Annotated in this window: 18 protein-coding genes; 12 read left to right on the top strand and 6 right to left on the bottom strand. The window is 44.4% G+C overall.

Going from position 1 to position 24,695, the window contains the following annotated elements:
• The first annotated feature begins 81 nt into the window (after positions 1–81).
• From CGC64_RS18475 to CGC64_RS18440, 7 genes are all read left to right on the top strand, one after another.
• On the top strand, positions 82–702 hold the full coding sequence (locus tag CGC64_RS18475) for a WbuC family cupin fold metalloprotein (protein WP_005678800.1): 621 nt from the start codon (positions 82–84) through the stop codon (positions 700–702).
• A 409-nt stretch (positions 703–1,111) separates the two neighbouring features.
• On the top strand, positions 1,112–1,456 hold the full coding sequence (locus CGC64_RS18470; protein WP_005678801.1) for a hypothetical protein: 345 nt from the start codon (positions 1,112–1,114) through the stop codon (positions 1,454–1,456).
• A 409-nt stretch (positions 1,457–1,865) separates the two neighbouring features.
• Positions 1,866–2,957 (top strand): GDP-mannose 4,6-dehydratase, encoded by a 1,092-nt coding sequence (gmd, locus tag CGC64_RS18460; protein ID WP_032855439.1) that lies wholly within the window; start codon positions 1,866–1,868, stop codon positions 2,955–2,957.
• A 2-nt stretch (positions 2,958–2,959) separates the two neighbouring features.
• Entirely contained in the window at positions 2,960–4,036 is a 1,077-nt protein-coding gene (locus CGC64_RS18455) for a GDP-L-fucose synthase family protein (RefSeq protein WP_005678805.1), read from the top strand.
• A gap of 18 nt (positions 4,037–4,054) precedes the next feature.
• The gene (locus CGC64_RS18450) at positions 4,055–4,852 is read left to right on the top strand and encodes a polysaccharide biosynthesis/export family protein (RefSeq protein ID WP_005678806.1); all 798 of its coding nucleotides are present in this window, start codon (positions 4,055–4,057) and stop codon (positions 4,850–4,852) included.
• A 12-nt stretch (positions 4,853–4,864) separates the two neighbouring features.
• On the top strand, positions 4,865–7,294 hold the full coding sequence (locus tag CGC64_RS18445; protein WP_005678807.1) for a GumC family protein: 2,430 nt from the start codon (positions 4,865–4,867) through the stop codon (positions 7,292–7,294).
• Positions 7,295–7,312: 18 nt separating this feature from the next.
• Positions 7,313–7,939 (top strand): hypothetical protein, encoded by a 627-nt coding sequence (locus CGC64_RS18440; RefSeq protein ID WP_005678808.1) that lies wholly within the window; start codon positions 7,313–7,315, stop codon positions 7,937–7,939.
• A gap of 303 nt (positions 7,940–8,242) precedes the next feature.
• On the opposite strand, the gene CGC64_RS18435 is transcribed toward CGC64_RS18440, so the two are convergent.
• Positions 8,243–11,095: a bifunctional fucokinase/fucose-1-phosphate guanylyltransferase gene (locus tag CGC64_RS18435; RefSeq protein ID WP_005678809.1), complete on the bottom strand. Its 2,853-nt coding sequence runs from the start codon at positions 11,093–11,095 to the stop codon at positions 8,243–8,245.
• A 30-nt stretch (positions 11,096–11,125) separates the two neighbouring features.
• The gene (locus CGC64_RS18430) at positions 11,126–11,800 is read right to left on the bottom strand and encodes an HAD family hydrolase (protein ID WP_005678810.1); all 675 of its coding nucleotides are present in this window, start codon (positions 11,798–11,800) and stop codon (positions 11,126–11,128) included.
• 206 nt (positions 11,801–12,006) lie between these two features.
• On the opposite strand from CGC64_RS18430, the gene CGC64_RS18425 reads away from it, so the two are divergent.
• Positions 12,007–12,510 (top strand): DUF5035 domain-containing protein, encoded by a 504-nt coding sequence (locus tag CGC64_RS18425; RefSeq protein WP_005678811.1) that lies wholly within the window; start codon positions 12,007–12,009, stop codon positions 12,508–12,510.
• Between the two features lie 75 nt (positions 12,511–12,585).
• Here CGC64_RS18425 and CGC64_RS18420 read toward each other — a convergent pair whose 3' ends face one another.
• Genes CGC64_RS18420 through lysS form a run of 3 tightly spaced genes read right to left on the bottom strand, consistent with a single transcriptional unit; the run spans position 12,586 to position 16,691 of the window.
• Positions 12,586–13,923, bottom strand: coding sequence for a glucose-6-phosphate isomerase (locus CGC64_RS18420; protein WP_005678812.1), 1,338 nt, complete (start codon positions 13,921–13,923; stop codon positions 12,586–12,588).
• 18 nt (positions 13,924–13,941) lie between these two features.
• A complete protein-coding gene (locus tag CGC64_RS18415; protein WP_005678814.1) occupies positions 13,942–14,937 on the bottom strand; it encodes an NAD(P)H-dependent glycerol-3-phosphate dehydrogenase in 996 nt (331 codons plus the stop codon).
• A gap of 23 nt (positions 14,938–14,960) precedes the next feature.
• Complete coding sequence (gene lysS / locus CGC64_RS18410) at positions 14,961–16,691, bottom strand: lysine--tRNA ligase (protein ID WP_005678816.1); 1,731 nt, start codon at positions 16,689–16,691, stop codon at positions 14,961–14,963.
• A gap of 75 nt (positions 16,692–16,766) precedes the next feature.
• On the opposite strand from lysS, the gene CGC64_RS18405 reads away from it, so the two are divergent.
• The 4 genes from CGC64_RS18405 (at position 16,767) to CGC64_RS18390 (ending at position 24,024) form a co-directional block, all read left to right on the top strand.
• Positions 16,767–18,149, top strand: a complete 1,383-nt coding sequence (locus CGC64_RS18405) for an MATE family efflux transporter (protein ID WP_032855413.1) — start codon at positions 16,767–16,769, stop codon at positions 18,147–18,149.
• 288 nt (positions 18,150–18,437) lie between these two features.
• The gene (locus CGC64_RS18400; RefSeq protein ID WP_005678819.1) at positions 18,438–19,508 is read left to right on the top strand and encodes an efflux RND transporter periplasmic adaptor subunit; all 1,071 of its coding nucleotides are present in this window, start codon (positions 18,438–18,440) and stop codon (positions 19,506–19,508) included.
• Positions 19,505–22,645: an efflux RND transporter permease subunit gene (locus tag CGC64_RS18395; protein ID WP_005678821.1), complete on the top strand. Its 3,141-nt coding sequence runs from the start codon at positions 19,505–19,507 to the stop codon at positions 22,643–22,645. The genes CGC64_RS18400 and CGC64_RS18395 overlap by 4 nt, the downstream gene beginning before the upstream one ends.
• Positions 22,642–24,024: a TolC family protein gene (locus tag CGC64_RS18390; RefSeq protein ID WP_005678822.1), complete on the top strand. Its 1,383-nt coding sequence runs from the start codon at positions 22,642–22,644 to the stop codon at positions 24,022–24,024. Before CGC64_RS18395 ends, CGC64_RS18390 begins: the two co-directional genes overlap by 4 nt.
• Positions 24,025–24,180: 156 nt before the next feature.
• Here the strand turns inward: CGC64_RS18390 and CGC64_RS18385 are convergent, their stop codons facing one another.
• Positions 24,181–24,615 (bottom strand): DUF6078 family protein, encoded by a 435-nt coding sequence (locus CGC64_RS18385; RefSeq protein ID WP_005678823.1) that lies wholly within the window; start codon positions 24,613–24,615, stop codon positions 24,181–24,183.
• Between the last annotated feature and the right edge of the window lie 80 nt (positions 24,616–24,695).

The raw sequence follows: 24,695 nt of genomic DNA, 5'->3' as shown, positions 1-24,695 counted from the left end.
TTACCATGAAGATTTTCTTCGGGTCTATTTGGAAATTTGTAAGCTACTTGTTCTGGCCACAAAAGACCGACAAGACAAGATATGACAGAAATTAACAAAGATTTGCTTGATTATCTTTTTATTCAAGCGGAGTCAAGCGAACGCAAGCGCATGAACTATGACTTGCGTACAAGCCCAAATGATGGAGGGCAGCGTATGCTTAATGCTATGTTGCCAGGAACAGTTGTACCTATTCACCGTCATCCAATGAGTAATGAGAATGTTCTCTTACTCGTTGGAAAATTAGACGAGATCTTCTATGACGACCAAGGAAACGAGACTGAACGTACTCATCTTGATCCAACAAAGGGAAATTTCGGTTGCGTAGTTCCTCAGGGTGCTTGGCATACTGTAGAAGTGGTTGAGCCTTGTGTCATTTACGAGGCGAAAGACGGCAAATATGGAGAAGATGGAAGTGAAACTCTTGAAGAGTACCAGACAAGGCAGGCTTCATCCTCATTAGATCAACTTGAATTGGCTTCTTCTAATTCTTCGGCTCCTTTTATCTCAATCGGTGACTTGAAGAAAAATATCGAGTACTTGATTGGCATGGAGCGCCAGTCGGGTTCCATGGATGCTTTCTCCCCTCTGTATGTCTCACGTATGCTCAATGTACCTATTGAGGATGTAGAGAGAGTAATGAAAGAACAGCAAATAATTTAACAATCGTATTATAATCCTTTTAATCAATAGTTTATTATGATCACAGAAGAATTGAAAAAACGTGTCGCAGATTTCGTAGAAATGTAACAACGTTCAGGTTCAATACAGTTAATGACATCAGAGTATGCCGCTCGCTGTATGCAGATTGCAAAGGAAGATGCTGCTGAAGCTCTTGGGGTATTGAAGAAGTAATGTTTATCTGTCAGTATAAGTCGTGCTAATGCCTGCGGTTTTACAGAAGTCTGTTAATATCAGCCCCAATGAATTTCTCCTATATTTCCCATAAAAAGACGATGAGCATAACATCGTTTACATACCGTAGCAATCTGAATCTTGTCTATAAGGAGTCACTTTTCCGGATTTCCGCCTTCCTTAGTGTACCCGTCAGTAAATCAGCGGGTAGCCTGCCATGATTGAGAAGATCGATTCCTACGTCAGGTCAAATCCGGTAGAGGTCTTGGAAAAGTTTTGCGTGAAGGAACTGGAACTGGTCCGTGAGTTCGTCAAGGTGGGGCCCGATACCCCCGTGATAAAAGCTCCCCGCCGGATCTATGATACCCTGAAGATGCTTCTCCTAGTTTCTGTGTGTTATGATAAGAAGACGCGGAAGGAGCATCTGCTGATAGCCGATGAACTGCGGGATTTGTTTGTATTTCACCTCGATTTCGTCCTGAAAAAATCTTGGAAGGAGGAGAGAGATTTGGCGGTAATAGGATATGTCGGTCGTTCAACTCTTAAAAATAGATGGAGATGACTTTGACGGAATGACACCGGATGATATGTTCCAACACTTTTTTGAGCATATCTTGGATGATGACCTGCTGACTGCCGGTTACTTTGATGACGATGAGCCTGACGATCTAGATGATAACCTAAAGCTTTCTCAAATGATAAAATATTCAATGACCTCTGATTCTGATGAAGGCTGTTCGCGACCTTCATTACAATTCCTAAGTTAAAGTGTTTAGGGCTTCTATAAATTCATTAAGAAGGAAGATATGTTCTTGAAGCGTTCTGAGGAGAGTTATGGTAATGTTCGCCTTAATGGTGAGAAAGTTGACTTTTGACTCTTTTGAATGGGACTATTTGCTGTATTAGCTAGGAAAATGGGGGTATGTCTGATAAAATATGTATATACTATAAATGAAATATTAATAAATAAAATGAAAAAGATAGCTTTAATATCAGGAATCACCGGTCAGGATGGTTCATTTTTAGCAGAGCTCTTAATTGAAAAAGGATATGAAGTCCATGGTATTCTTCGTCGTTCTTCTTCTTTTAACACCGCACGCATCGAGCATCTTTATTTGGATGAATGGGTACGTGACATGAAAAAGGAGCGTTTGGTTAATCTTCATTATGGAGATATGACAGATTCCAGTTCTTTGCTCCGTATTATTCAGCAAGTGCAACCGGATGAAATTTATAACCTGGCCGCACAAAGCCATGTGAAAGTTTCTTTTGATGTACCGGAATATACAGCCGAAGCGGATGCTATCGGCACACTTCGCATGCTGGAAGCTGTCCGCATCCTTGGAATGGAGAAGAAGACAAGGATTTATCAGGCTTCTACTTCTGAACTATTCGGTCTGGTACAGGAAGTTCCACAGAAGGAAACTACACCTTTCTATCCTCGTTCCCCGTATGGAGTAGCTAAACAATACGGTTTTTGGATTACCAAGAACTATCGTGAAAGCTATGGAATGTATGCAGTGAACGGAATCCTGTTTAACCATGAAAGTGAACGTAGAGGCGAGACTTTTGTAACCCGTAAGATAACATTAGCTGCTGCCCGTATCGCACAAGGGCTCCAGGATAAACTTTATTTGGGAAACCTGAACTCACTTCGTGACTGGGGATATGCCAAGGACTATGTTGAATGTATGTGGCTGATCCTTCAGCATGATACTCCTGAAGACTTTGTAATTGCTACGGGGGAATATCATACCGTACGTGAGTTTACTACATTAGCTTTTAAAGAGGTTGGCATTGAACTTCGTTGGGAAGGTGAAGGAGTGAATGAAAAAGGTATTGATGTTGCTAGCGGTAAAGTACTGGTTGAAGTCGATTCTAAATATTTTCGTCCTGCTGAAGTTGAACAGTTACTGGGTGATCCCACGAAAGCGCGTACGTTACTTGGCTGGAATTCTACCAAGACTTCTTTCCCCGAACTGGTAAAAATCATGGTATCGCATGATATGAAGTTTGTGAAGAAGCTTCACATGAAAGAACTGATGAATAGAGAAGAAGGATAAGAATGGATAAGAATACGAAAATCTATGTAGCGGGACACCATGGTTTGGTGGGTTCCGCTATTTGGAATAATTTGCAGAGTCGTGGTTACACGAATCTCGTAGGGCGCTCTCATAAAGAGCTGGACCTTCTTGATGGTGTGGCCGTAAAACAATTCTTTGATGAAGAACTGCCTGATGCTGTTGTCCTTGCCGCTGCGCATGTCGGTGGAATTATGGCTAATTTGCAGTATCGTGCTGATTTTATCTATCAGAACCTTCAAATTCAGCAGAATGTGATAGGGGAGAGTTTTCGCCATAATGTAAAGAAGTTGCTTTTTCTGGGTAGTACTTGTATCTATCCCCGTGATGTCGCACAGCCGATGAAGGAAGACGCTTTGCTGACTTCTCCTTTGGAATATACGAACGAACCTTATGCCATTGCCAAGATTGCGGGTTTGAAGATGTGTGAGAGCTTCAATCTTCAGTATGGTACGAACTATATTGCCGTAATGCCTACTAACCTTTATGGTCCGAATGACAATTTCCATTTGGAAAACAGTCATGTTCTTCCTGCCATGATTCGCAAGATTCATTTGGCTAAATGTTTAAACGAAGGTGATTGGAAGGCAGTTCGCAGAGACCTTGACTTGCGTCCTGTGGAAGGTGTGACCGGCAGTAATTCTGATGCTGAAATATTGGATAAATTGGCAAAATTTGGTATTACTCCTGAATTGGTAACTCTTTGGGGTACCGGTACACCTATGCGTGAGTTTTTATGGAGTGAAGAGATGGCTGATGCGAGTGTGCATGTATTATTGAATGTTGATTTCAAGGATACTTATATGGAAGGTAGTAAAGACATTCGTAACTGTCATATCAATGTTGGTACAGGTAAGGAAGTCAGTATTTGTGAAGTTGCCGGGATGATCATGAAAGAAGTTCAATTTAAGGGTGACTTACGTTGGGATAGTTCTAAGCCTGATGGTACGATGCGTAAGTTGACGGATGTATCGAAGTTACACAGTTTAGGCTGGCATCATAAGGTTGAGATTGATGAAGGTATTGAGCGCCTTTATGAATGGTATTTGAAGGGTGTCTAAATTTATAATTTATATGTTATGGAAAAATTAAACGGAAAGAATGTCTTAATATTGTTGTTGCCTCTGCTTCTTACAGCTTGTCAGGCTTATAAGAAAGTACCTTACTTGCAGGATGCTGAAGTTGTATTGTACAATACCCGAGATACAAAGCTTTATGATGCTAAAATCATGCCCAAGGACCTACTAACGATAGTGGTGTCATGTACGAGTCCCGAACTGGCAGCGCCTTTTAATTTGACAGTGGCCACACAGCACAATGCCGCTTTGAACTATACAACTAGCCAGCCTGTATTGCAACAATATCTAGTGGATAATGACGGTAATATCAACTTCCCCGTATTGGGTGAACTTCATGTGGGTGGTCTAACCAAGAAGGCAACCGAACAAATGATCGTTGAAAAACTGAAACCTTATATTACGGAAACTCCTATTGTAACAGTACGTATGGTAAATTATAAGATTTCTGTGATCGGAGAAGTTGCCCGTCCCGGTACATTCACGATTTCCAATGAAAAAGTGAACATTCTGGAAGCTTTGGCTATGGCAGGTGATATGACCGTATATGGTTTGCGTGATGATGTAAAACTAATACGGGAGAATGCTAATGGCAAGCAGGAAATAATTCCATTGGATCTGAATAAGGCTGAGACTATTCTTTCCCCATATTACTATCTGCAGCAGAATGATATCATATACGTTACTCCGAATAAGGCGAAAGCACGAAACTCAGATATCGGAACTAGTACAAGCTTATGGTTCTCTGCTACTTCTATCCTTGTTTCTATTGCCAGCTTGTTGTTTAACATCTTGAAATAAAAAGAAAGAGTCATGAAAGAAGAAAATCAAAACGGGAAGGAACGCCAAATGGCTGAAGAACAAATAGATTTCCGGACATTGCTTTTTAAATATATTATTCATTGGCCTTGGTTTGTAGGGGCAGTGTTGCTCTGCCTTGTTGGTGCATGGTTTTATCTGCATTGGGCTACCCCCATTTATAATATTTCAGCCACCGTTCTAATAAAAGATGAGAAGAAGGGCGGAGGTTCGGGAGTTTCTTCGGAATTGGAGGATATGGGATTAAGTGGTCTGATGACTTCTTCTAAGAATATTGATAACGAGTTGGAAGTCCTACGCTCAAAAACGCTTGTAAAAGAAGTTGTTAATCAATTGAACTTGTATATAACTTATAAAGACGAGGATGAGTTTCCGGCTAAAAGTTTATACAAGACATCTCCGGTACAAGTAAGTTTGACACCTCAGGAGGCTGAGAAACTAAGTTCTCCGATGGTAGTGGAAATGATACTACAGCCTAAAGGAAGTATAGATGTGAATGTGACTGTTGGTGAGAAAGGATATCAGAAGCATTTTGAGAAACTGCCTGCTATCTTCCCGACTGATGAAGGTACATTGGCTTTCTTTCAAGATGTTGACTCGGTAACTTTGCAGGATGGCACGAAAGTACCTCGGTTAGAGAAGAACGTACGTCATATAACTGCGACTATCAACAAACCGATGAGAGTGGCAAAGGGGTATTGTAGCAACTTGTCTATTGCGCCAACCTCCAAGACTACTTCTGTGGCTGTGATATCATTAAAAAATTCCAGTTTGCAGTGTGGACAGGATTTTATCAACCAATTACTGGAGATGTATAATCGTAATACGAATAATGATAAAAACGAAATCGCCCAGAAGACTGCTGAGTTTATTGATGAACGTATTAGTATTATTTCAAAAGAACTGGGAAGTACAGAAGCGGATTTGGAAACCTTTAAGCGTGACGCAGGTATCACGGACTTGACGAGTGAAGCTCAGATAGCCTTAGCCGGTAATGCTGAATATGAAAAGAAGAGTGTGGAGAACCGTACTCAAATCAGTCTGGTGAATGACTTACGTAAATACTTGAAAGGTAATGAATATGAAGTATTACCAAGTAATGTTGGTTTACAGGATGCTGCCTTGATTGGTGCGATTGAACGTTATAATGAAATGTTGGTGGAACGTAAACGTCTGCTACGTACATCAACAGAGAATAACCCGACTATTGTGAATCTGGATACGAGTATCCGTGCTATGAAAGCTAATGTACAGGCTACTCTTGAAGGAACTTTGCAGGGGTTGATGATAACCAAGTCAAATCTGGACCGTGAGGCAAGCCGCTACTCTCGTCGTATCAGTAACGCTCCGGGGCAGGAACGTGCTTATGTAAGCATTGCCCGCCAGCAAGAAATTAAAGCAGGGTTGTATCTGATGTTGTTGCAGAAACGTGAAGAGAATGCAATTGCGTTAGCTGCTACTGCAAATAATGCGAAGATTATTGATGAAGCGATAGCTGATGATACTCCGGTATCTCCCAAACGCTCTATGATTTATTTAATTGCATTGGTGTTGGGTGTTGGGATTCCTGTTGGTATCATTTACCTGATTGAACTGACGAAATTCAAGATAGAAGGTCGTGCCGACGTAGAAAAATTGACGAGTGTTCCTATTATAGGTGATATTCCATTGACTGACGAAAAGAATGATAAGAATGGTTCTATTGCTGTCTTCGAGAACAAGAATAATCTGATGAGTGAAACCTTCCGTAATATTCGTACCAATCTTCAGTTTATGCTCGATAATGATCAGAAGGTTATCCTTGTAACCTCAACAGTCAGTGGAGAAGGAAAATCGTTTGTTTCGGCAAACCTGGCTATCAGTCTTTCTCTTTTGGGAAAGAAGGTCGTGATTGTCGGACTCGATATTCGCAAGCCGGGACTGAATAAAGTATTCCATCTCTCCAATAAAGAGAAAGGCATTACTCAGTATCTTTCTAATCCTGAAACGGATCTAATGGAACTTGTTCAACCTTCTGATATCAATAAGAATCTGTTTATTCTTCCGGGTGGTTCTGTGCCTCCTAATCCAACGGAGTTGTTAGCTCGTAACGGTCTGGATAAAGCCATAGAAATCTTGAAGCAGAACTTCGACTATGTGATAATGGATACTGCCCCTATCGGTATGGTAACCGATACTTTATTGGTAGGTCGTGTGGCTGATTTGTCAGTATACGTATGTCGTGCCGACTATACTCATAAAGCCGAATATACATTGATCAATGAGTTGGCTATTGAGAAGAAGTTGTCTAAGCTTTGTACCGTAATCAACGGTGTGGACTTGAAAAAGAGAAAATACGGTTATTACTACGGCTACGGCAAGTACGGTAAGTACTACGGTTATGGTAAACGTTATGGCTACGGCTATGGATATGGAGAAAAGTGACAGATAAATCTGTGATATATGAAAAAGACGGTAGTCGAATATATCACCAATACGCTTGAAGATATTCCCAAGCAATCTCTTCAAACCAATAAAAGGCGTTTACATGCTTTTTTCTCAGAACAGGAAACAATAGAGAAGCGGGGGGCACATTTTGTATTCAGGTATGCTTTCTATTCTGTTGAAAAATTACGAAGACCTACGAAACAAAGCCTCTTTAAAGAATATAATATGTTGTGTTCTGACTTGAAAAGCACTCCTTCTGGGGAAATATCGGATATGGAATATAAAGATGTTGTTTTATATGGTAATACTTCCTCTCCTATAGTACAAGAACGATTGACTGAATATTTGGAACGGAATAATTCGTTAAAGATTCAATTGTCTTTTTGTGATGAAGAAACCTCAGAATGTAAAACAGGAGAAAATATTGCCTATGCAGAACTGCAGAAAGCATTGTTTTATTGTAAAAGGAAGAAGTATTTGCTTCTGTTCATTTCAGTTCGTGAGTTGATACAGGATATTCGCTTTTACGATCTGCTTAATGAATATCGTGTTGATTTCCGTTGTGTTGACTTTCCTTGGTTTTGCAGGGAGAATCTACAGTTGATAAAAGCAGTTATGTTATATGAGAAGCTATCTTCTTAAATAGTCCTTAAATAGCATATTGATCTGAATATTAGTATTATATGTTACATTTTATATTGAATTGCTATATGTAGGTCCCTAACTTCATACTACAAGATGAAGAACCCTACATTTTTCGTTGGTTAAGAAGAATACAGCGGTATATCTTAACCGACACTTTCATATCGGTTTGATTTCCGATATGCTTTTTTTACCCCATATATCAACTGTCTGTGAAGATCGTTGATATATTTCTTATAAAATAATTACATTTAAAAGAATAGAGGTTGTGTCAAAAATACTGACACAACCTCTATTCTTTTATTAGCTTCGTGAAACTTGCAGCCCTTTGTCGGAAAGAGTCATATCAACAAAACGTGCTCGTGGATTAGGAGCATGCTCTGTCAGTATCCGTCGTATCTGTCCTGCGGCTTGCGGGTCTTTAGCTACCATATACAAATAACCGCCGCCTCCTGCACCGGGCAATTTATATCCTAATGTATAGTCTTTGATTGTCTCGATAATGGCTGCTACCGCCGGAGGGTTTGTACCGCTGTCCAGCGCCTGGTTTTGTGCCCAGGTTTTATTAATCAGACTGGCGAAGTTCTCGAAATTACCACGTAGAATAGCCTCGCTCATGTCCGTTGCGTGTACTTTCATCTCGGCTAATAAGCTGAGGTGCGGACCGGAATTGAGGAACATGGAGCTGACGATTTCGGCTAATATTCCTTTCGCTGTACGGGTGATGCCTGTGTAGTAAAGCAAATGGCAGTCGCGATAGTCGGGATGGGTGAATAGTTGGTCGGGCAGCCAGCGTACTAAAGGATTCTGTTCGAAACCGGCTTCGGACTGAAGCAACTTGACACCGGGAAAAACACCGCCATATTGATCCTGCCAACCACCGCCGGTGGTCAGCAACTGCTCTAATGCCAATGTATAACTGCAAATATCGTTTCTATCCCATGCCAGTCCGCAGAAATCATTGATAGCTCCGAGAACGGTGGAAGCCAGAATGGAACTGGTTCCTAACCCCGAACCCGCAGGAATTGCCGCTAATAAGGTAATTTCGAGTCCTGCACCGAAGGCTTTCAGATGTTCTTCCAGCGAAGCGTAGTTCTCGGCGGAAAATTCCGGTGCAAATCCGGCTAAAGTAAGGGCCGCTTTGGGAATAGAGAAAGGAGAACCGACTTTCTTGTAGTCTTGCAGTTCCTCATAGTTTTCTATGATTTCCACAGCACCCATATCAATGGAGCGAAGTACGATGTGATACTCTTTGCATGGTTTCACATATACTTGCAAGGGTGGCTGTCCGTTCAATTCGATAGCCAGGTTGACAACACTTCCTCCCGAATAGAGAGAGTAGGGAGGGGTATCTGTCCACCCTCCTGCCAGGTCGATGCGGACGGGGCTACGTCCCCATACAATCTGGTCTGAATATACATCGAGACGGGGCTGGTTCTTCCGGCTGGGCATAGCTCCCAATAATCCGTCGCGAAGAAGTTGGAATGCCGATTGTTCTTCTTCTTTATAGTTGCTGTCGCCGTGTAGCTTCATGATACGTCCCCGTAGCATCCGGTTGTGGATTCTGACCATTGGCGCGGCGTCTTCTTTTAATATGTCAGGCGTGGCTAAATCAAAGCGGACAAATTCTTTGGCAGCATCCTGCAAATCGAGTTGATAGAATACGCTCTTTTCGTAATTGTCGGCCAGCCCTTTCCAGTTGCTCCGGCGATAAGCGCTACGCTGCTCATACAGTCGTTTCAGATTCGCGCGTGCGGATATTTCGTCGGCAGAGACTTTTTCTGCTTTTAGCCAAAGTTGTTTTCCTTCTTCCAGTTGGGGTTCGGAGATCATCCAACGTATCAATATACCCAAATCTTCTACGGAAGCTGTTACCGGGAAAATGGAAGCAGACTGTAAATCGTCCGTGCGTCCATTTATGTCTTCCCAAGTAAGGGCTCTTTCCTGCATCCACTGTGAAAAAGGGATATTGAGATATGTGGTCGTTTCATTTTTCAATGCTCCTTTGAATACATCATCCAATCCGTAAGGACGTGCAACGAATGCGTTGTCGCCAAAAGGAACCACGTCAATACAGATACCGTCCGGCAGATTTATATTCCATTGGTTTTCGGGAACACCTGTGATTATCTGGCGTGATCCGAGATGCCAGCCTTCCCCTACATGGCTGTTTTCAATCCATAGGTTAGCGTTATCTGCACAGAGGGAGACTTGTGTACTGGAGTTCTGGATAAAGATTGCCGGATTCGGTTTTACTTTCCGGTGCATGATCTTTCTTTGGTCACGTACCTTGTCCTGTATGGCTAGCGTAGAAGAAATCAGTTCATGACTTGTACCGAAATGGTAAAATTCGCCGCCGGGTAACGGTAATATGGCTACGGATAGTTGGTTGACTTCTTCATCTTCCGTCTTGGGATGTTCTCCCAAAGCCAGCCCATAGTCGGAATATAAGTCATAGTAATTGATGTCATTCGTTCCTTCCTTGAGCGAGCGCTTCATTAAGACCTCTACGGCACGGTCACTTAAAATCCAGATGCCGATGTCCATTAGGAAAAGGTGAGTCTTGGATAAACCTTCCAATTCTTCCAGAGAGGGCTTCTGTAACATGAAGTCGAGTACTTCAGGGCTTTCCCGGTCGGAGACAAAAACTCCGTGATGAGTGGCCAGAGAAGGATTTACCCATAAGCCGTAGCATACGACGTCCACATTGGGAATGTCCTGCAAAGGTTTTTCCGAACGGATATATACATCTCCACTGGCTATCAATGTATTCATGCCGGCCGGCGCTTGCTGCATGATTCTTTCGTATAACGGGAGTTGCAAAGACAGCAGGTTCTGTCCCAGTCTTTGTCCTCTTTCCCAACTGAAGATCGGGATAGGGGTCAGTATCTTACCGGAAGGTCCGTAACTGGGTAAGCGGCGGCTTTGTCCTCCTGCATGAAGTAATATCCTTTTTTCGCGTCCTATCCAATCATTGAAAGACTCTTGTGGGGCAAATGCCTGGTGGCAGGCTTGCAAGAGCCAGGTTGTTCCGCCTCCGGAGCCAAGCTTGCTGCCTATGGGATCGGATGTACAAAACCATTCGTTATGATTAACTTCTTCCAGTTCGTGAAAACAGTGGATCAGGTTTGGGGGTAAAGATAATAACTTTTGCATGATAGAATCGTCGTTTGTTGGTTAGAATTTCTATAGATCAAGTCCATCCCAAGCTTCACAGAGCGCTTGCATGGACGGTAGTAATAAATCGGCTCCGGAGTCCAGCAATACCTGTCCGTCCAGAGGTCCCGTGTTCACAGCGATTGTGAAAATGCCGGCTTTGTGTCCGGCTTCCACCCCGAGAGGTGCGTTCTCCACTACCACCGCTTCATCGGCTTTCAGACCACCTTTTTTCAGGGCCATAAGATACGGTTCCGGGTTTGGCTTTCCGTATTTGACATCGAATGCCGTAACCATTAGTTCTTTGTGAAACATTCCCGGAAAGTTATGCTCCAACCGTTCGAGTAATGAAAGTTGTCCGGAACCTGTTACCACCATTGGAGTGAGTCCTTCACCTTTTACTTTTTGCAACAGTTCCCATGCGCCGGGCATACGTTCAGCTTCTGCATACGAGTTGAATAAGACACTTTTCTCCTGATATATACTTTCTATTTCTTCCTGCGTGGCCTCCCTTCCCAGTTCACGCTGAAATACGATATTAATAGTGGCAGCCCCTGTCCGTCCTTCGTGCATATAGGCTTCTTCACGGCTAAGAGTAAGCCCGTGTGATTTCATCACCTTATGCCAGGCTTCGGAATGATAGGGCATGGAATTAAAAAGCACGCCGTCCATATCGAACAGGACGGCTTTCAGTTTTTTCTTCATACTTTATAAATAGTGAACCATTATCTGTTTAGAGTTTAATCTTCTTATTTCGAAACATATACGAGGCAAAGATAACTATAAAAAATGAGAGATAAGACAAAACGGACGGATAGTTGCAAGCGGGCTCTTTGAGCAATAAAGTATCCAATTATTTGTCATTTAGAAGATTATGTGTATTTTTGTAGCATTATAAACTCAATGATAGCATGAAAAAGAGAGTATTATTGTTGCTACCTTTGTTTTTAGGTGCTTGTTCCGATAGTGGGGAGAGTCCTGTTATCACGATAGAAAGACTGTATGTAAATACTGGTCCGGACAGTGAGGATTCTAAAGGGGAAGACTATACTAATCAGAAAGATAATCTGCCGGCTTTAAAGGTAGGGGATAAGGTGAATGCTTTTTTGCTCTTGGATGGGAATGGAGCTGAACTTAAAACCTTTAAACTTCAGAATGACGAAGCGGTGAAAGCCGAACTTCGTTATGAAAAAGCCGAAGTCTCTACCGAAGGAAACCTGACGGATGAGGAAAAAGGTCAGTTACGTTTTAAGGACGGTGTGACGCAAACCAGGGTCATGGTGAAAGCTACTATTGAACATGTAGATAAGAACGGTGATGTGAAGTTGGCTTTCTATCTTTCCTCCAAGGCTGAATGTGAAGGCGCACAAGAGGAAATCGGCTTGAAAACCAAAGAGGTAGAGGAGGAAGATTAAGAACGGAATGTCGATAGACAACATAAAAAAGAAGCGGTCTTATTAAGACCGCTTCTTTTTTATGTATAGATTCTATTACAATCTTGATTGGATCGCTTTGGATTCTTCCTCGTAACCCGGTTTGTTCAGCAACGCAAACATGTTCTTCTTGTATGCTTCTACACCCGGCTGGTTGAAAGGATTCACGCCCAGCAGATAACCGCTGATACCGCAAGCCTTTTCGAAGAAATAAAGCAGGCTACCGATATTGTATTCGCTCAATGAAGGAAGAACAATACGCATATTAGGTACGCCACCGTCTACGTGAGCCAATTGAGTTCCCAGTTCCGCCATTTTGTTCACTTCATCCACACGTTTGCCGGCTAGGAAATTCAGACCATCCAGGTTGGCTTCGTCAGAAGGAACTTCCAGTTTATGGTCTACCTTATCCAGTGAGATGACAGTTTCGAAGATAGAACGTTCACCTTCCTGAATCCATTGTCCCATAGAGTGAAGGTCGGTAGAGAAGTCTACTGATGCGGGGAAAATACCTTTGTTGTCCTTACCTTCTGATTCTCCGTAAAGCTGTTTCCACCATTCGCTTACATAATGCAGTTTCGGACAGAAGTTGACGAGGATTTCGATCTTCTTTCCATTTCTGTACAGTTCATTACGGGTAGCAGCATAGATAGCAGCAGGGTTTTCTGCAAACGGAACGTCTGCGCCACATGCTTTTTCCATGTCGGCAGCGCCGGCAACCAGTTGCTCAATGTCGAATCCGGCAACAGCAATCGGCAGCAAACCGACCGGAGTCAGTACAGAAAAACGTCCGCCTACATTATCGGGGATGATGAATGTTTTGTAACCTTCCTTGTCGGCAGTAACACGTGCTGCACCTTTCTTGGCGTCTGTTACAGCTACGATTACCTGTTTTGCAGTTTCTTTGCCGCGTTGGTCTTCGCATTGTTTCTTCAACAGGCGGAAGGCAAGCGCAGTTTCGGTAGTAGTTCCCGATTTGGAGATATTGATAACACCGAATTTCTTGTCTTTCAGATACTCAGTCAGTTCGAATAGATAATCTTCGCTGATATTGTGTCCGGCATAAATCATGATCGGAGCTGTCTTTTTTTCTTGCAACCAAGTGAAGCTATTAGATAACGCCTCGATTACGGCACGTGCGCCCAGATAGCTACCGCCGATACCTGCAATGATCACTACTTCACAGTTGTCTCTCAAGACCTTTGCGGTAGCGTTCAAGTCAGCCAAGTGTTCTTTGCTGATAGAAGAAGGCAAGTGCAGCCAGCCTAAAAAGTCGTTCCCTTTTCCAGTTCCTTTTTCCAGCATTTCCTGTGCGGCTTTTACCTCTGCTTCGTAGGCAGAAACCTTTTCTTTGGAGATAAATCCAAAAGTCTTTTCAATGTTCAAGCTAATCATATCTTTCTTGTTTAAAGGTTATCTAAAAGAATCAGTTAGTAATTTAATCTCGATCATAGGCGAGATACGTTCGTATAGAATGTTGTACACAGCGTCCAGTATCGGCATATTGACATGATGATGCTTGTTGATTTCCTTGATACACTTCGTACCGTAGTAACCTTCAGCGATCATTTCCATTTCAATCTGTGCGCTCTTTACGGAATATCCCTTACCGATCATTGTGCCGAATGTCCGGTTACGGCTGAAATTCGAATAGCCGGTCACCAGCAAGTCACCCAGATAAACAGATTCATCTACGTTTCTGTTCAACGGATGTACCGTATTCAGGAAACGGTTCATCTCCTGGATAGCGTTGGAAATCAGTACGGCCTGAAAGTTGTCGCCGTATTTCAGTCCGCTGCAAATACCGGCGGCGATAGCATATACGTTTTTGAGTACCGAACTGTACTCGATACCTGATACGTCGTCACTAACAGATGTTTTGATAAAGCTGCTTCCCAGTCGGCGCGCGAAGATACGTGCTTTGTCTTTGTCCGGGCAGGCGATGGTCAGATAAGAAAGGCGTTCCAAAGCTACTTCTTCTGCGTGGCAGGGACCTGCCAGTACAGCGATATTTTCGGGAGGAACACCGTATTCCTTGGTAAAGTATTCTGATACGATAACGTTGTCGTCGGGTACGATTCCTTTGATAGCGGTGATGATGAACTTATCCTTTATCTTGGTTTTCAGCTTTTTCAGGTGAGCTTTCAGATAAGGGGAAGGAGTGACGAAAATCAGCGTATCCGATTCTTTCACAACATCGTTGATGTTGGAACTGAAAGAGATACGCTTGGTATCGAATTTCACTCCTGTCAGATAAGCCGGATTGTGCCCCAATCTCTTGAAATCAGCGATGCGGTCATCGCGTCGCATATACCAATTGATAGAGTCTTCTTGAGCCAGACACATCTTCGCAATAGCTGTGGCCCAACTTCCACCGCCCATTATCGCTATCTTACCGGGTAATTTCATTTGTATGGATTTGGATGAAGAACTTATTTAATTTTCTGTATCCAATCAGTTACGTCGTTTACCGACGGGTTGGCCAGTTCTAATTTGTATTTCTTATTGATGCCGCAGATGTCCTGGTGTAGCTTCTGCGCATTGACATCTTTCATGTCTTCTACGGTGTTGTAGCCGGCTTTCTGAATAACAGGCACCCAGTCTTCTGCGATACCCAGTTCCATATATTTGGCGGCTGCGTCTTTCTTCACCACCTTTTCCGGGCGCATTTGCGGGAAGAATAACACTTCCTGAATGGTAGTCTGACCGGTCATTAACATAACCAGACGGTCGATACCGATGCCGATACCCGATGTAGGAGGCATACCATATTGTAAAGAACGCAGGAAGTCCTGGTCGATAATCATTGCTTCATCGTCACCCTTGTCAGCCAGACGCATCTGTTCTTTGAAGCGTTCTTCCTGGTCGATCGGGTCGTTCAATTCCGAGTAGGCGTTGGCAAGTTCCTTGCCGTTTACCATTAATTCGAAACGTTCGGTCAGTCCCGGTTTGGAACGGTGCATCTTGGTCAGCGGAGACATTTCAACCGGATAATCGGTGATGAAAGTCGGCTGGATATAAGTACCTTCGCAGAATTCGCCGAAGATTTCGTCAATCAACTTGCCCTTACCCATTGTGTCGTCGATTTCCTCCATTTTCAGTTCCTTGCAGACTTGGCGGATTTCTTCTTCGCTCTTGCCGTTCAGGTCGTAACCGGTCTTTTCCTTGATAGCGTCGAGGATAGGCAGACGGCGGTAAGGAGCTTTGAAGCTGATAGTCTTTCCGTCGACAACGCTTTCCGTACAGCCGTTTACAGCGATACAGATACGTTCCAGCAATTTCTCGGTGAAGTTCATCATCCAGTTGTAATCCTTGTACTGAACATAGAGTTCCATACAGGTAAATTCCGGATTGTGGGTCTTGTCCATACCCTCGTTACGGAAGTTCTTGCCGATTTCATATACACCTTCAAAACCACCTACAATCAGTCGCTTCAGATAAAGTTCCGTTGCGATGCGCAGGTAAAGGTCTATATCCAGTGAGTTATGGTGCGTGATGAACGGGCGGGCGCTTGCTCCACCGGCAATAGATTGCAAGATAGGCGTTTCCACTTCAGTGTATCCGGCTTCATCGAGAGCGTTACGCAGTGTTTTCACTACGGTGGCACGCTTCAGGAATGTCTCTTTCACACCGTCGTTTACCACCAGGTCTACATAACGTTGGCGATAACGGAGTTCGGGATCTTCAAAAGAGTCGTAAGCTACGCCGTCCTTGTATTTTACGATAGGAAGCGGTTTGATGGATTTTGCAAGTACGGTCAGCTTCTTTGCGTGAATACTGATTTCGCCCATTTGGGTGCGGAATACAAAGCCCTCGATACCGATAAAGTCACCTAAGTCGAGCAGGCGTTTGAATACAGCGTTGTACAGTTCCTTGTCTTCTCCCGGACAGATGTCGTCACGGGTGATGTACACCTGGATGCGACCTTTAGAGTCCTGTAATTCGATAAAAGAAGCTTTACCCATTACGCGGCGGCTCATGATACGTCCGGCTACAGAAACCTGGCGCGGCTCGTCCTCGTCCTTGAATTCAGCTTTAATATCTGTAGAGAAAGCATTGGTTACATACTCTGCTGCAGGGTATGGGTCGATACCCATTGCACGAAGCTCATTCAGGCTGTTGCGTCGAATGATTTCCTGTTCACTTAGTTCTAGTATATTCATTTCGTTACGTATTAACTCAATTTTGTGGGCAAAAATACGAAACTTTTCTCATATATCCCGTAATCTGTCTCTTTTTTGTATCTTTGCGCCCTCAAACTAATAGGTATGACAGGACAAAAGACACCCACTGCGTTGGGAACGGAAAAGATCGGGAAGCTTTTAATGCAGTATGCCATTCCGGCAATTATCGCCATGACGGCATCTTCTCTATATAATATGGTGGACAGTATTTTCATCGGTCACGGGGTAGGGGCAATGGCTATCTCCGGATTGGCGCTGACCTTTCCGCTAATGAATCTCGCTGCCGCTTTCGGCTCGCTGGTCGGTGTGGGAGCGGCTACATTGGTCTCGGTGAAACTGGGACAGAAAGATTACGACACCGCACAACGGGTACTCGGCAATGTGCTGGTACTGAATATTATCATCGGACTTGCCTTTACGGTTGTCACACTGATATTTCTCGACCCTATTCTTTATTTCTTCGGTGGTAGTGACGCCACGGTAGGCTATGCCCGTGATTATATGGTCGTTATCTTATTGGGTAACGTCGTCACCCACCTTTATTTAGGTCTGAATGCCGTACTCCGTTCGGCGGGGCATCCGCAGAAAGCGATGGTTGCCACGATTGCCACGGTGGTGATTAATACGATACTCGACCCTGTTTTTATCTATGGCTTCGGCTGGGGAATACAAGGGGCGGCAATCGCTACCATTACCGCACAGGTCATCGCATTGGCATGGCAGTTCAAGCTATTCTCTAACAAAGAAGAACTGTTGCACTTCCATAAAGGAATTTTCCGGTTGAAGAAGAAAATCGTAGTCGATTCTTTAGCAATCGGTATGGCGCCTTTCCTTATGAATCTGGCAGCCTGTTTCATCGTTATTCTTATCAATCAAGGTTTGCAGCATCACGGTGGTGACTTGGCTATCGGAGCGTTCGGTATTGTCAACCGATTGGTATTCCTCTTTGTCATGATTGTAATGGGACTGAACCAGGGTATGCAGCCGATCGCCGGTTACAACTATGGAGCCAAGCAATATCCGCGTGTGACAAAAGTCTTGAAAATAACTATTTATGCAGCAACCATTGTTACCACTACAGGCTTCCTGATGGGAATATTTATTCCCCGGCTAGCAGTCTCGATTTTTACGACACACGAAGAACTGGTACGCATTTCTGCCAAAGGGCTGCGTATTGTTGTGATGTTCTTTCCTATTGTGGGTTTCCAAATGGTGACTTCCAACTTCTTCCAGAGTATCGGCATGGCGAGCAAGGCGATATTTTTGTCTGTCTCCCGCCAGGTTCTTATCCTGATACCTTGTCTGCTGATTCTTCCACAGTTCTACGGACAACTGGGAGTCTGGATAAGTATGCCGATTTCCGATCTTATAGCAAGCTTGATTGCCGGGACAATGCTTTGGTGGCAGTTCAAGCAATTCAGGAAAGTGTCTGTCTGACGGGCTTGTTGCGATACTCCTTGGGAGAGATGCCGACATACACCCTTCACTCATAGATGTATCTTCCGGAGTTATTATAACATAATTGAATGGCATCAGTGGCTCCATGTATCTTTTCGTTTCAAATGGGTTTCACTGCAAATTAACAAACAAATAGCTACAAATAACAAACTATTCCGGCTTTTTATCTCCGATAACCTACAAATAGAACAATATTTCGTCTATATCAACCTTTCCCCACTTGTTTGCTTGGGATACTTTTGTAATAACTAAATAACAAATGAAAATATGAGACGATTAAACTTCTTATTGACAGGACTTCTTGCAGTTTTGCTGGCGTCATGTAATCAGCGTGTGCAGAATATAGAAAATAAGCCGGCAGTGAAGATTGATACCGTACTTTCTGCTGACAAACAGACTGCCTTGCAGTTTCCCGGACGGGTGAAAGCGGCTCAGGACATAAGCCTGGCATTCCGGGTGAGCGGAACTATCCAGCGTATGTATGTGAATGACGGTGCTTATGTGCGCAAAGGACAACTGCTTGCCGAACTTGATCCTACAGATTATCAGATTCAACTGGATGCGGCGGAAGCCGAATACCAGCGTGTCAAGGCGGAAGCGGAGCGCGTAATGGCTCTTTATAAGGAAAATGTAACCACTCCCGACGCAAACGACAAAGCCGTGTACGGACTGAGGCAGATTACCGCCAAATACAACCATGCTAAGGACCAGTTGGAATATACCCGCCTGTATGCCCCTTTCAGCGGATATGTACAGAAACGCCTTTTCGACTCCCATGAGACGGTGGCTGCCGGAATGCCTGTCGTTTCCATAATCAGCGAGGGAACGCCGGAAGTGGAGATTAATCTTCCGGCAGTGGAATATATCCGTCGCCGGCAGTTTACCCGCTATTATTGCACATTCGATGTATATCCGCAGCAGAGATATGTGCTGGATTTGATTAGCGTCACTCCCAAAGCGAATGCCAACCAGCTCTATACCATGCGCCTTCAATTGAAAAGCGGAGACAAGCAGGCGGTTCCTTCTCCGGGGATGAATACAATGGTCACTATCGAATGTGCCGAAGGGGAAATGCGTAACCTGTCCGTTCCCGGCGGAGCGATTCTCCGTCAGAACGGGAATACGGGTGTCTTTCTTTATAATCCGTCCGATAAAACGATTCGTCGTTGCGATGTGACCGTTACTCGCTTGCTTAGTGACGGCAGATGCCTTATAGTTTCGGACGAAGTGAAACCGGGTGACTTGATTGTTGTCTCGGGAGTGCATCATGTGAAAGATGGGCAACAGGTGGAACCTCTTCTTCCGGCTGCCGAAACGAATGTGGGAGGACTGCTATGATAGATATTAGTAAATGGGCATTTGAGAACAAGAAGTTAATCTACTTCCTGATTGCTGTACTGATTGTGGGCGGAGCTTATTCCAGCTACGAGATGAGTAAACTGGAAGACCCAGAAATAACGGTAAAGCTCGCCATGGTGGTTACTACCTATCCCGGTGCATCCGCGCATCAGGTGGAACTGGAAGTGACGGATGTACTCGAAAAGAATATCCGTTCTATGGGGAATATAGATAATGTGGAAAGCTATTCCTACAACGACCTCTCCCTGATTCAGGTAGAACTGAAAACGACTGTCAAGGAAACCGACGTGGAACAGTGCTGGGACTTGCTGCGCCGTAAGGTGGCGAACGCACAGGCGGAACTTCCTGAAGGTGCCAGCCCTTCTATCGTGAAAGATGATTTCGGTAATGTCTACGGAATGTTTTTTGCCTTGACGGGCGACGGACTTTCTGACAGGGAACTTTCCGACTATTCCGAATTAATCAAACGTGAAGTCAGCGAATTGGACGGTGTGGAACGCGTCGATTTATACGGCAACCGTCCGGAATGTATCAACATCTCCCTATTGCAAGACCGAATGGCCAACTTGGGTGTGAAACCTGCCGAAGTGCTTGCCACCCTGAACGGACAGAATAAAACAACCTATACCGGCTATTACGACAACGGTGACAGCCGTATCCGGGTCACGGTCAGCGATAAATTCAAGACGGTGGAAGACATCGGACGTATGCTGATTCAGGGACACGATGCCGACCAGCTGCGTCTGAGCGACATCGCCCGCATTGAAAAAGACTATGAAGACCCCACCCGTAACGAATTGTTCTATGACCGTCAGCGTGCCATGGGAATCATGGTTGCCGCCTCTCCCGATGCCGATATTATCAAAGTCGGCAAACGGGTGGAGCAGAAACTTGAACAACTGAAAGCCGAACGCCTGCCGGCAGGAATGGAATGCCACAAGGTATTCTATCAGCCCGAACGTGTCGGAAGTTCTTTGGGGACATTTATCCTGAATCTGATAGAATCCGTGATTATTGTAGTTGTCATCCTGATGATTGCAATGGGATTCAAGAGCGGGGTGATTATCGGTATCAGTCTGGTAGTGACAGTGTTCGGCACTTTCCTGTTTTTGTATTTTATGGACGGCACGATGCAGCGTGTATCTTTGGCATCCTTTGTACTTGCCATGGGAATGTTGGTGGATAATGCGATTGTCATTATAGACGGTATTCTGGTCGATTTGAAAGCCGGAAAGAGCCGCATGGAAGCCATGACCGCTATTGGGCGGCAGACGGCAATGCCTCTGCTCGGCGCTACCCTGATTGCTATTATCGCTTTCCTTCCTATATTCATGTCTCCCGATACGGCAGGAGTCTACACGCGCGACTTGTTTATTGTGTTGGCGGTCTCCCTGCTGCTTAGTTGGGTACTCGCCTTGGTGCACGTCCCGTTAATGGCGAACCGGATTCTGCATCCGGACGTATCCGCAGCTACTGCCACTACCGGAAAGCGGGTGTACGAAGGAAAAATATATGCAGTGCTGCGTTCATTATTGAGATTCAGCCTGGCACATCGCTGGAGCTTTGTCTTTGCCATGATTGCCTTGGTGGTACTTTCGGGGTTTAGTTACCGGTTTATGAAGCAGGGTTTTTTCCCGGATATGGTCTACGACCAGCTATACATGGAATATAAACTTCCCGAAGGCATTAATTCCACACGGGTGGCACGCGACTTGGAAGAGATAGAGGCTTACTTGAAGAAACGTCCTGAAATCACGCACGTCACCACTTCTATCGGCGGGACGCCTGCCCGTTACAACTTGGTACGTAATATAGCCAACCCTTCTTTATCTTACGGTGAACTGATAATCGACTTTACTTCGCCCGATGCACTGGTCGACAACATGGCAGAGATTCAACAGTATCTTTCTTCCCATTATCCGGACGCCTATGTGAAGCTGAACCGCTATAACCTGATGTTCAAGAAATATCCTATCGAAGCGCAATTTACCGGGCCCGACCCTGCCGTGCTGCATCAATTGGCAGACAGTGCCCGGAAAATCATGGAAAATTGCCCGGACGTCTGTCTGATTACCACCGACTGGGAACCGCAGGTTCCCGTCCTGACGATTGAATACGATCAGCCTACGGCACGTGCTATCGGACTGAGCCGGAATGACGTGAGTCTTTCCCTGCTCACGGCTACGAGTGGTATCCCGATTGGTTCTTTCTACGAAGGAATTCATAAGGATAACATCTACTTGCGCTGTCTCGACGAACATGGAAAACCTATTGAGAATCTGGATAACACGCAGATATTTTCTTCCCTTCCTTCCCTCAACGGCTTGTTGACACAGGAGATGATGATGAAGCTGAAAGCGGGAACACTCTCTAAAGAGGAACTTGTGGAAACTTTAATGGGAACTACTCCGCTGAAACAAATCAGCAAGCGGATAGACGTGAAATGGGAAGACCCGGTTGTCCCCCGCTATAACGGGCAACGTAGCCAGCGCGTGCAATGTTCCCCTGTTCCGGGCGTGGAAACGGAGAAAGCCCGGCAGTCTATTGCCGGGCAGATTGAACGGATTCCGCTTCCCGACGGCTACAAGCTGCAATGGCAAGGCGAAAGAAATGCCAGCACGAAATCCATGCAGTATTTGTTCAAGAACTTCCCGTTTGCTATCATCCTGATGATTTCTATCTTGATTATGCTGTTCAAGGATTATCGGAAGCCGGTTATCATCTTCTGCACGATTCCTTTGGTATTTGTCGGTGTGGTAGCTGTAATGCTGCTGACCGGAAAGACGTTCAACTTTGTTGCTATCGTCGGTACACTGGGACTTATCGGTATGATTATCAAAAACGGTATTGTGCTGATGGATGAAATTACCCTGCAAATCAGTCAGGGAGTGGAACCGGTAACGGCACTGATAGATAGTTCGCAGAGCCGTCTCCGTCCTGTGATGATGGCATCGCTCACTACCATTCTGGGAATGATTCCATTGTTGCCGGATGCCATGTTCGGCTCATTGGCGGCTTCCATTATGGGCGGACTGTTGTTCGGTACGCTGATTACTTTATTGTTTATTCCTATTTTGTATGCACTATTCTTTCATATAAAAAAGACAGACAAATGAAAAAAGAGATTCTTTCAGCCATTGGAATAATAGCGGGCATATTGTTCGGCACAACGCTTTCTCTTTCCGCACAAGAGAAACTAAGCCTGAAACAATGCCGCGAAATGGCGTTGAAATACAATAAGGAAATGGCTGCTGCCGACCGGCAGACAGAAGCAGCGCGGTTGATGTCCCTCAGCTATAAAGCCAATTTTTTCCCGAACTTTACCGCCAACGGAACAGGGATTTACAGCACTGCCGATGGAAGTCTCGGCATTCCGGGCGGTAATCTCCCTGTTTTCATGCCCAACCCCACTACGGGAGAACTGGTATCCAGCGGTTTCGCCTATTTCCCCGGGTTGAACCTGGATTATAAAGTAGGAACCGTTTATTCCGGCGGCATACAAATGGAGCAGCCTCTCTATATGGGCGGCAAAATTCGTGCGGCCTATAAAATGTCTTTGCTGGGTAAAGAGATGGCTCACCTGAACGAAGCGCTGACTACCTCGGAAGTTCTTCTGAATACGGACAAAGCTTACGTCCAACTAGTGAAAGCCAAAGAAATGAAGAAAGTGGCCGAGAAATATCACGCTTTATTGACGGAACTGTCCCGGAACGTGAAAAGTGCCCACCAACATGGCATGAAACCTCAGAATGACGTATTGAAAGTGCAAGTGAAGCTCAACGACAGCGAACTTTCTTTGCGTAAGGCAGACAATGCCCTTCGCCTTGCTTCCATGAATCTTTGCCATTACATCGGACGTCCCTTGACAACGCAAATTGATATTTCCGATGACTTCCCCGAAGTGGAACAGGAGTGGAAAATCCAGGTTTCCGATATTACCGCCCGTCCGGAATATGGAATACTGAACAAACAAGTTGCTATCGCTGAGCAGGAAGTGAAGCTGAACCGTAGTGAATTGCTCCCTCGTATCGGCGTCAGAGGCAGCTACGACTATCTTCACGGGCTGGAAATCAACGACGAAACATTTATGAAAAAAGGAGCTTTCTCCGTTTTTTTGAATGTCTCCGTCCCCCTGTTTCATTTTGGTGAACGTACCAATAAGGTAAAATCCGCCAAAGCGAAACTCGAACAAACCCGTCTTGAACAAGAAAATGCCAGTGAAAAGATGTTGCTGGAATTAATACAGGCAGCCAATAACTTGGATGAGGCGCGTCTTGAAACGGAACTTTCCGATCGTTCACTGGAACAGGCGGAAGAAAATATGAAAGTCAGCGGCAAACAGTATGAGGTCGGACTGGAAACTCTCTCGGATTATTTGGAAGCGCAAATGCTCTGGCAACAGGCTTACCAGACACGTGTAGACGCTCATTTCCAACTGTATGTGAATTATATTGCTTATCTGAAAGCGGCGGGGCAACTGCATCCGACCGACTAATTGCTTCCTTCAAAAAACGATAGTGTTTTTCTCAAAGTATTCTCACCGTGATGAGAAATTTTTCTCATCACGGTGAGAACTTTTTCTCATAGTAATGAGTATTTATTCTCACTATGGTGAGAATAACCCTTTGTCAGAACATTCCGGAACAGCGATTTACCAGTCGTATTTATCAATATACTGGTCAAATTCGGGTTTAGTCTTAATACCATGTTTCAAAAAGATAGCCGCAATCTGTTCTTGCTCGCAAGGATGCAGCAAGCGTTCTTTGTTGCGGATACGGTAATACATATTACGCCCCATTAACGTATACAGTTCTCTACGTATGGCAACAGCAATAGAATATGATATATTGTCTAGCAAATGATCTATACCGGAAGCAAAGTGTGAAGTGCAGAATGGCTTGAAATAATCACATTTGTTTTCGTTTCCTGCTATGTGAAGTGGATTGACTGCCGTGTAATAAGGGATTTCTTGCGGAATAGATAATGTAGCTTGATAACGGAGACATTTGTTACGACGCGGACATTGTTTGTTGTTGCAGTATAGAAAAGTTTTGGGCACATCCTTGTAATTGATTTTTTCATTCATGGCTTTAATCGTTTGTATATGAGTTGTTGTTTCTTTCTGTTATTTTGTTTTGTATACAAAACAAAAGTGCCTATTTTTAT

The organism is Bacteroides caccae (assembly GCF_002222615.2).
Lineage (GTDB): Bacteria > Bacteroidota > Bacteroidia > Bacteroidales > Bacteroidaceae > Bacteroides > Bacteroides caccae.
This window is presented reverse-complemented; position numbering and strand designations above follow the sequence as displayed.

Coding starts and splice junctions, on each gene's coding strand:
- gmd (WP_032855439.1), top strand. CDS start 1,866: ATGAAAAAGATAGCTTTAATATCAGGAATCACCGGTCAGGATGGTTCA.
- CGC64_RS18455 (WP_005678805.1), top strand. CDS start 2,960: ATGGATAAGAATACGAAAATCTATGTAGCGGGACACCATGGTTTGGTG.
- CGC64_RS18385 (WP_005678823.1), bottom strand. CDS start 24,615: ATGAATGAAAAAATCAATTACAAGGATGTGCCCAAAACTTTTCTATAC.
- CGC64_RS18390 (WP_005678822.1), top strand. CDS start 22,642: ATGAAAAAAGAGATTCTTTCAGCCATTGGAATAATAGCGGGCATATTG.
- CGC64_RS18440 (WP_005678808.1), top strand. CDS start 7,313: ATGAAAAAGACGGTAGTCGAATATATCACCAATACGCTTGAAGATATT.
- CGC64_RS18415 (WP_005678814.1), bottom strand. CDS start 14,937: ATGAAATTACCCGGTAAGATAGCGATAATGGGCGGTGGAAGTTGGGCC.
- CGC64_RS18435 (WP_005678809.1), bottom strand. CDS start 11,095: ATGCAAAAGTTATTATCTTTACCCCCAAACCTGATCCACTGTTTTCAC.
- lysS (WP_005678816.1), bottom strand. CDS start 16,691: ATGAATATACTAGAACTAAGTGAACAGGAAATCATTCGACGCAACAGC.
- CGC64_RS18425 (WP_005678811.1), top strand. CDS start 12,007: ATGAAAAAGAGAGTATTATTGTTGCTACCTTTGTTTTTAGGTGCTTGT.
- CGC64_RS18475 (WP_005678800.1), top strand. CDS start 82: ATGACAGAAATTAACAAAGATTTGCTTGATTATCTTTTTATTCAAGCG.
- CGC64_RS18470 (WP_005678801.1), top strand. CDS start 1,112: ATGATTGAGAAGATCGATTCCTACGTCAGGTCAAATCCGGTAGAGGTC.
- CGC64_RS18450 (WP_005678806.1), top strand. CDS start 4,055: ATGGAAAAATTAAACGGAAAGAATGTCTTAATATTGTTGTTGCCTCTG.
- CGC64_RS18445 (WP_005678807.1), top strand. CDS start 4,865: ATGAAAGAAGAAAATCAAAACGGGAAGGAACGCCAAATGGCTGAAGAA.
- CGC64_RS18430 (WP_005678810.1), bottom strand. CDS start 11,800: ATGAAGAAAAAACTGAAAGCCGTCCTGTTCGATATGGACGGCGTGCTT.
- CGC64_RS18420 (WP_005678812.1), bottom strand. CDS start 13,923: ATGATTAGCTTGAACATTGAAAAGACTTTTGGATTTATCTCCAAAGAA.
- CGC64_RS18400 (WP_005678819.1), top strand. CDS start 18,438: ATGAGACGATTAAACTTCTTATTGACAGGACTTCTTGCAGTTTTGCTG.
- CGC64_RS18395 (WP_005678821.1), top strand. CDS start 19,505: ATGATAGATATTAGTAAATGGGCATTTGAGAACAAGAAGTTAATCTAC.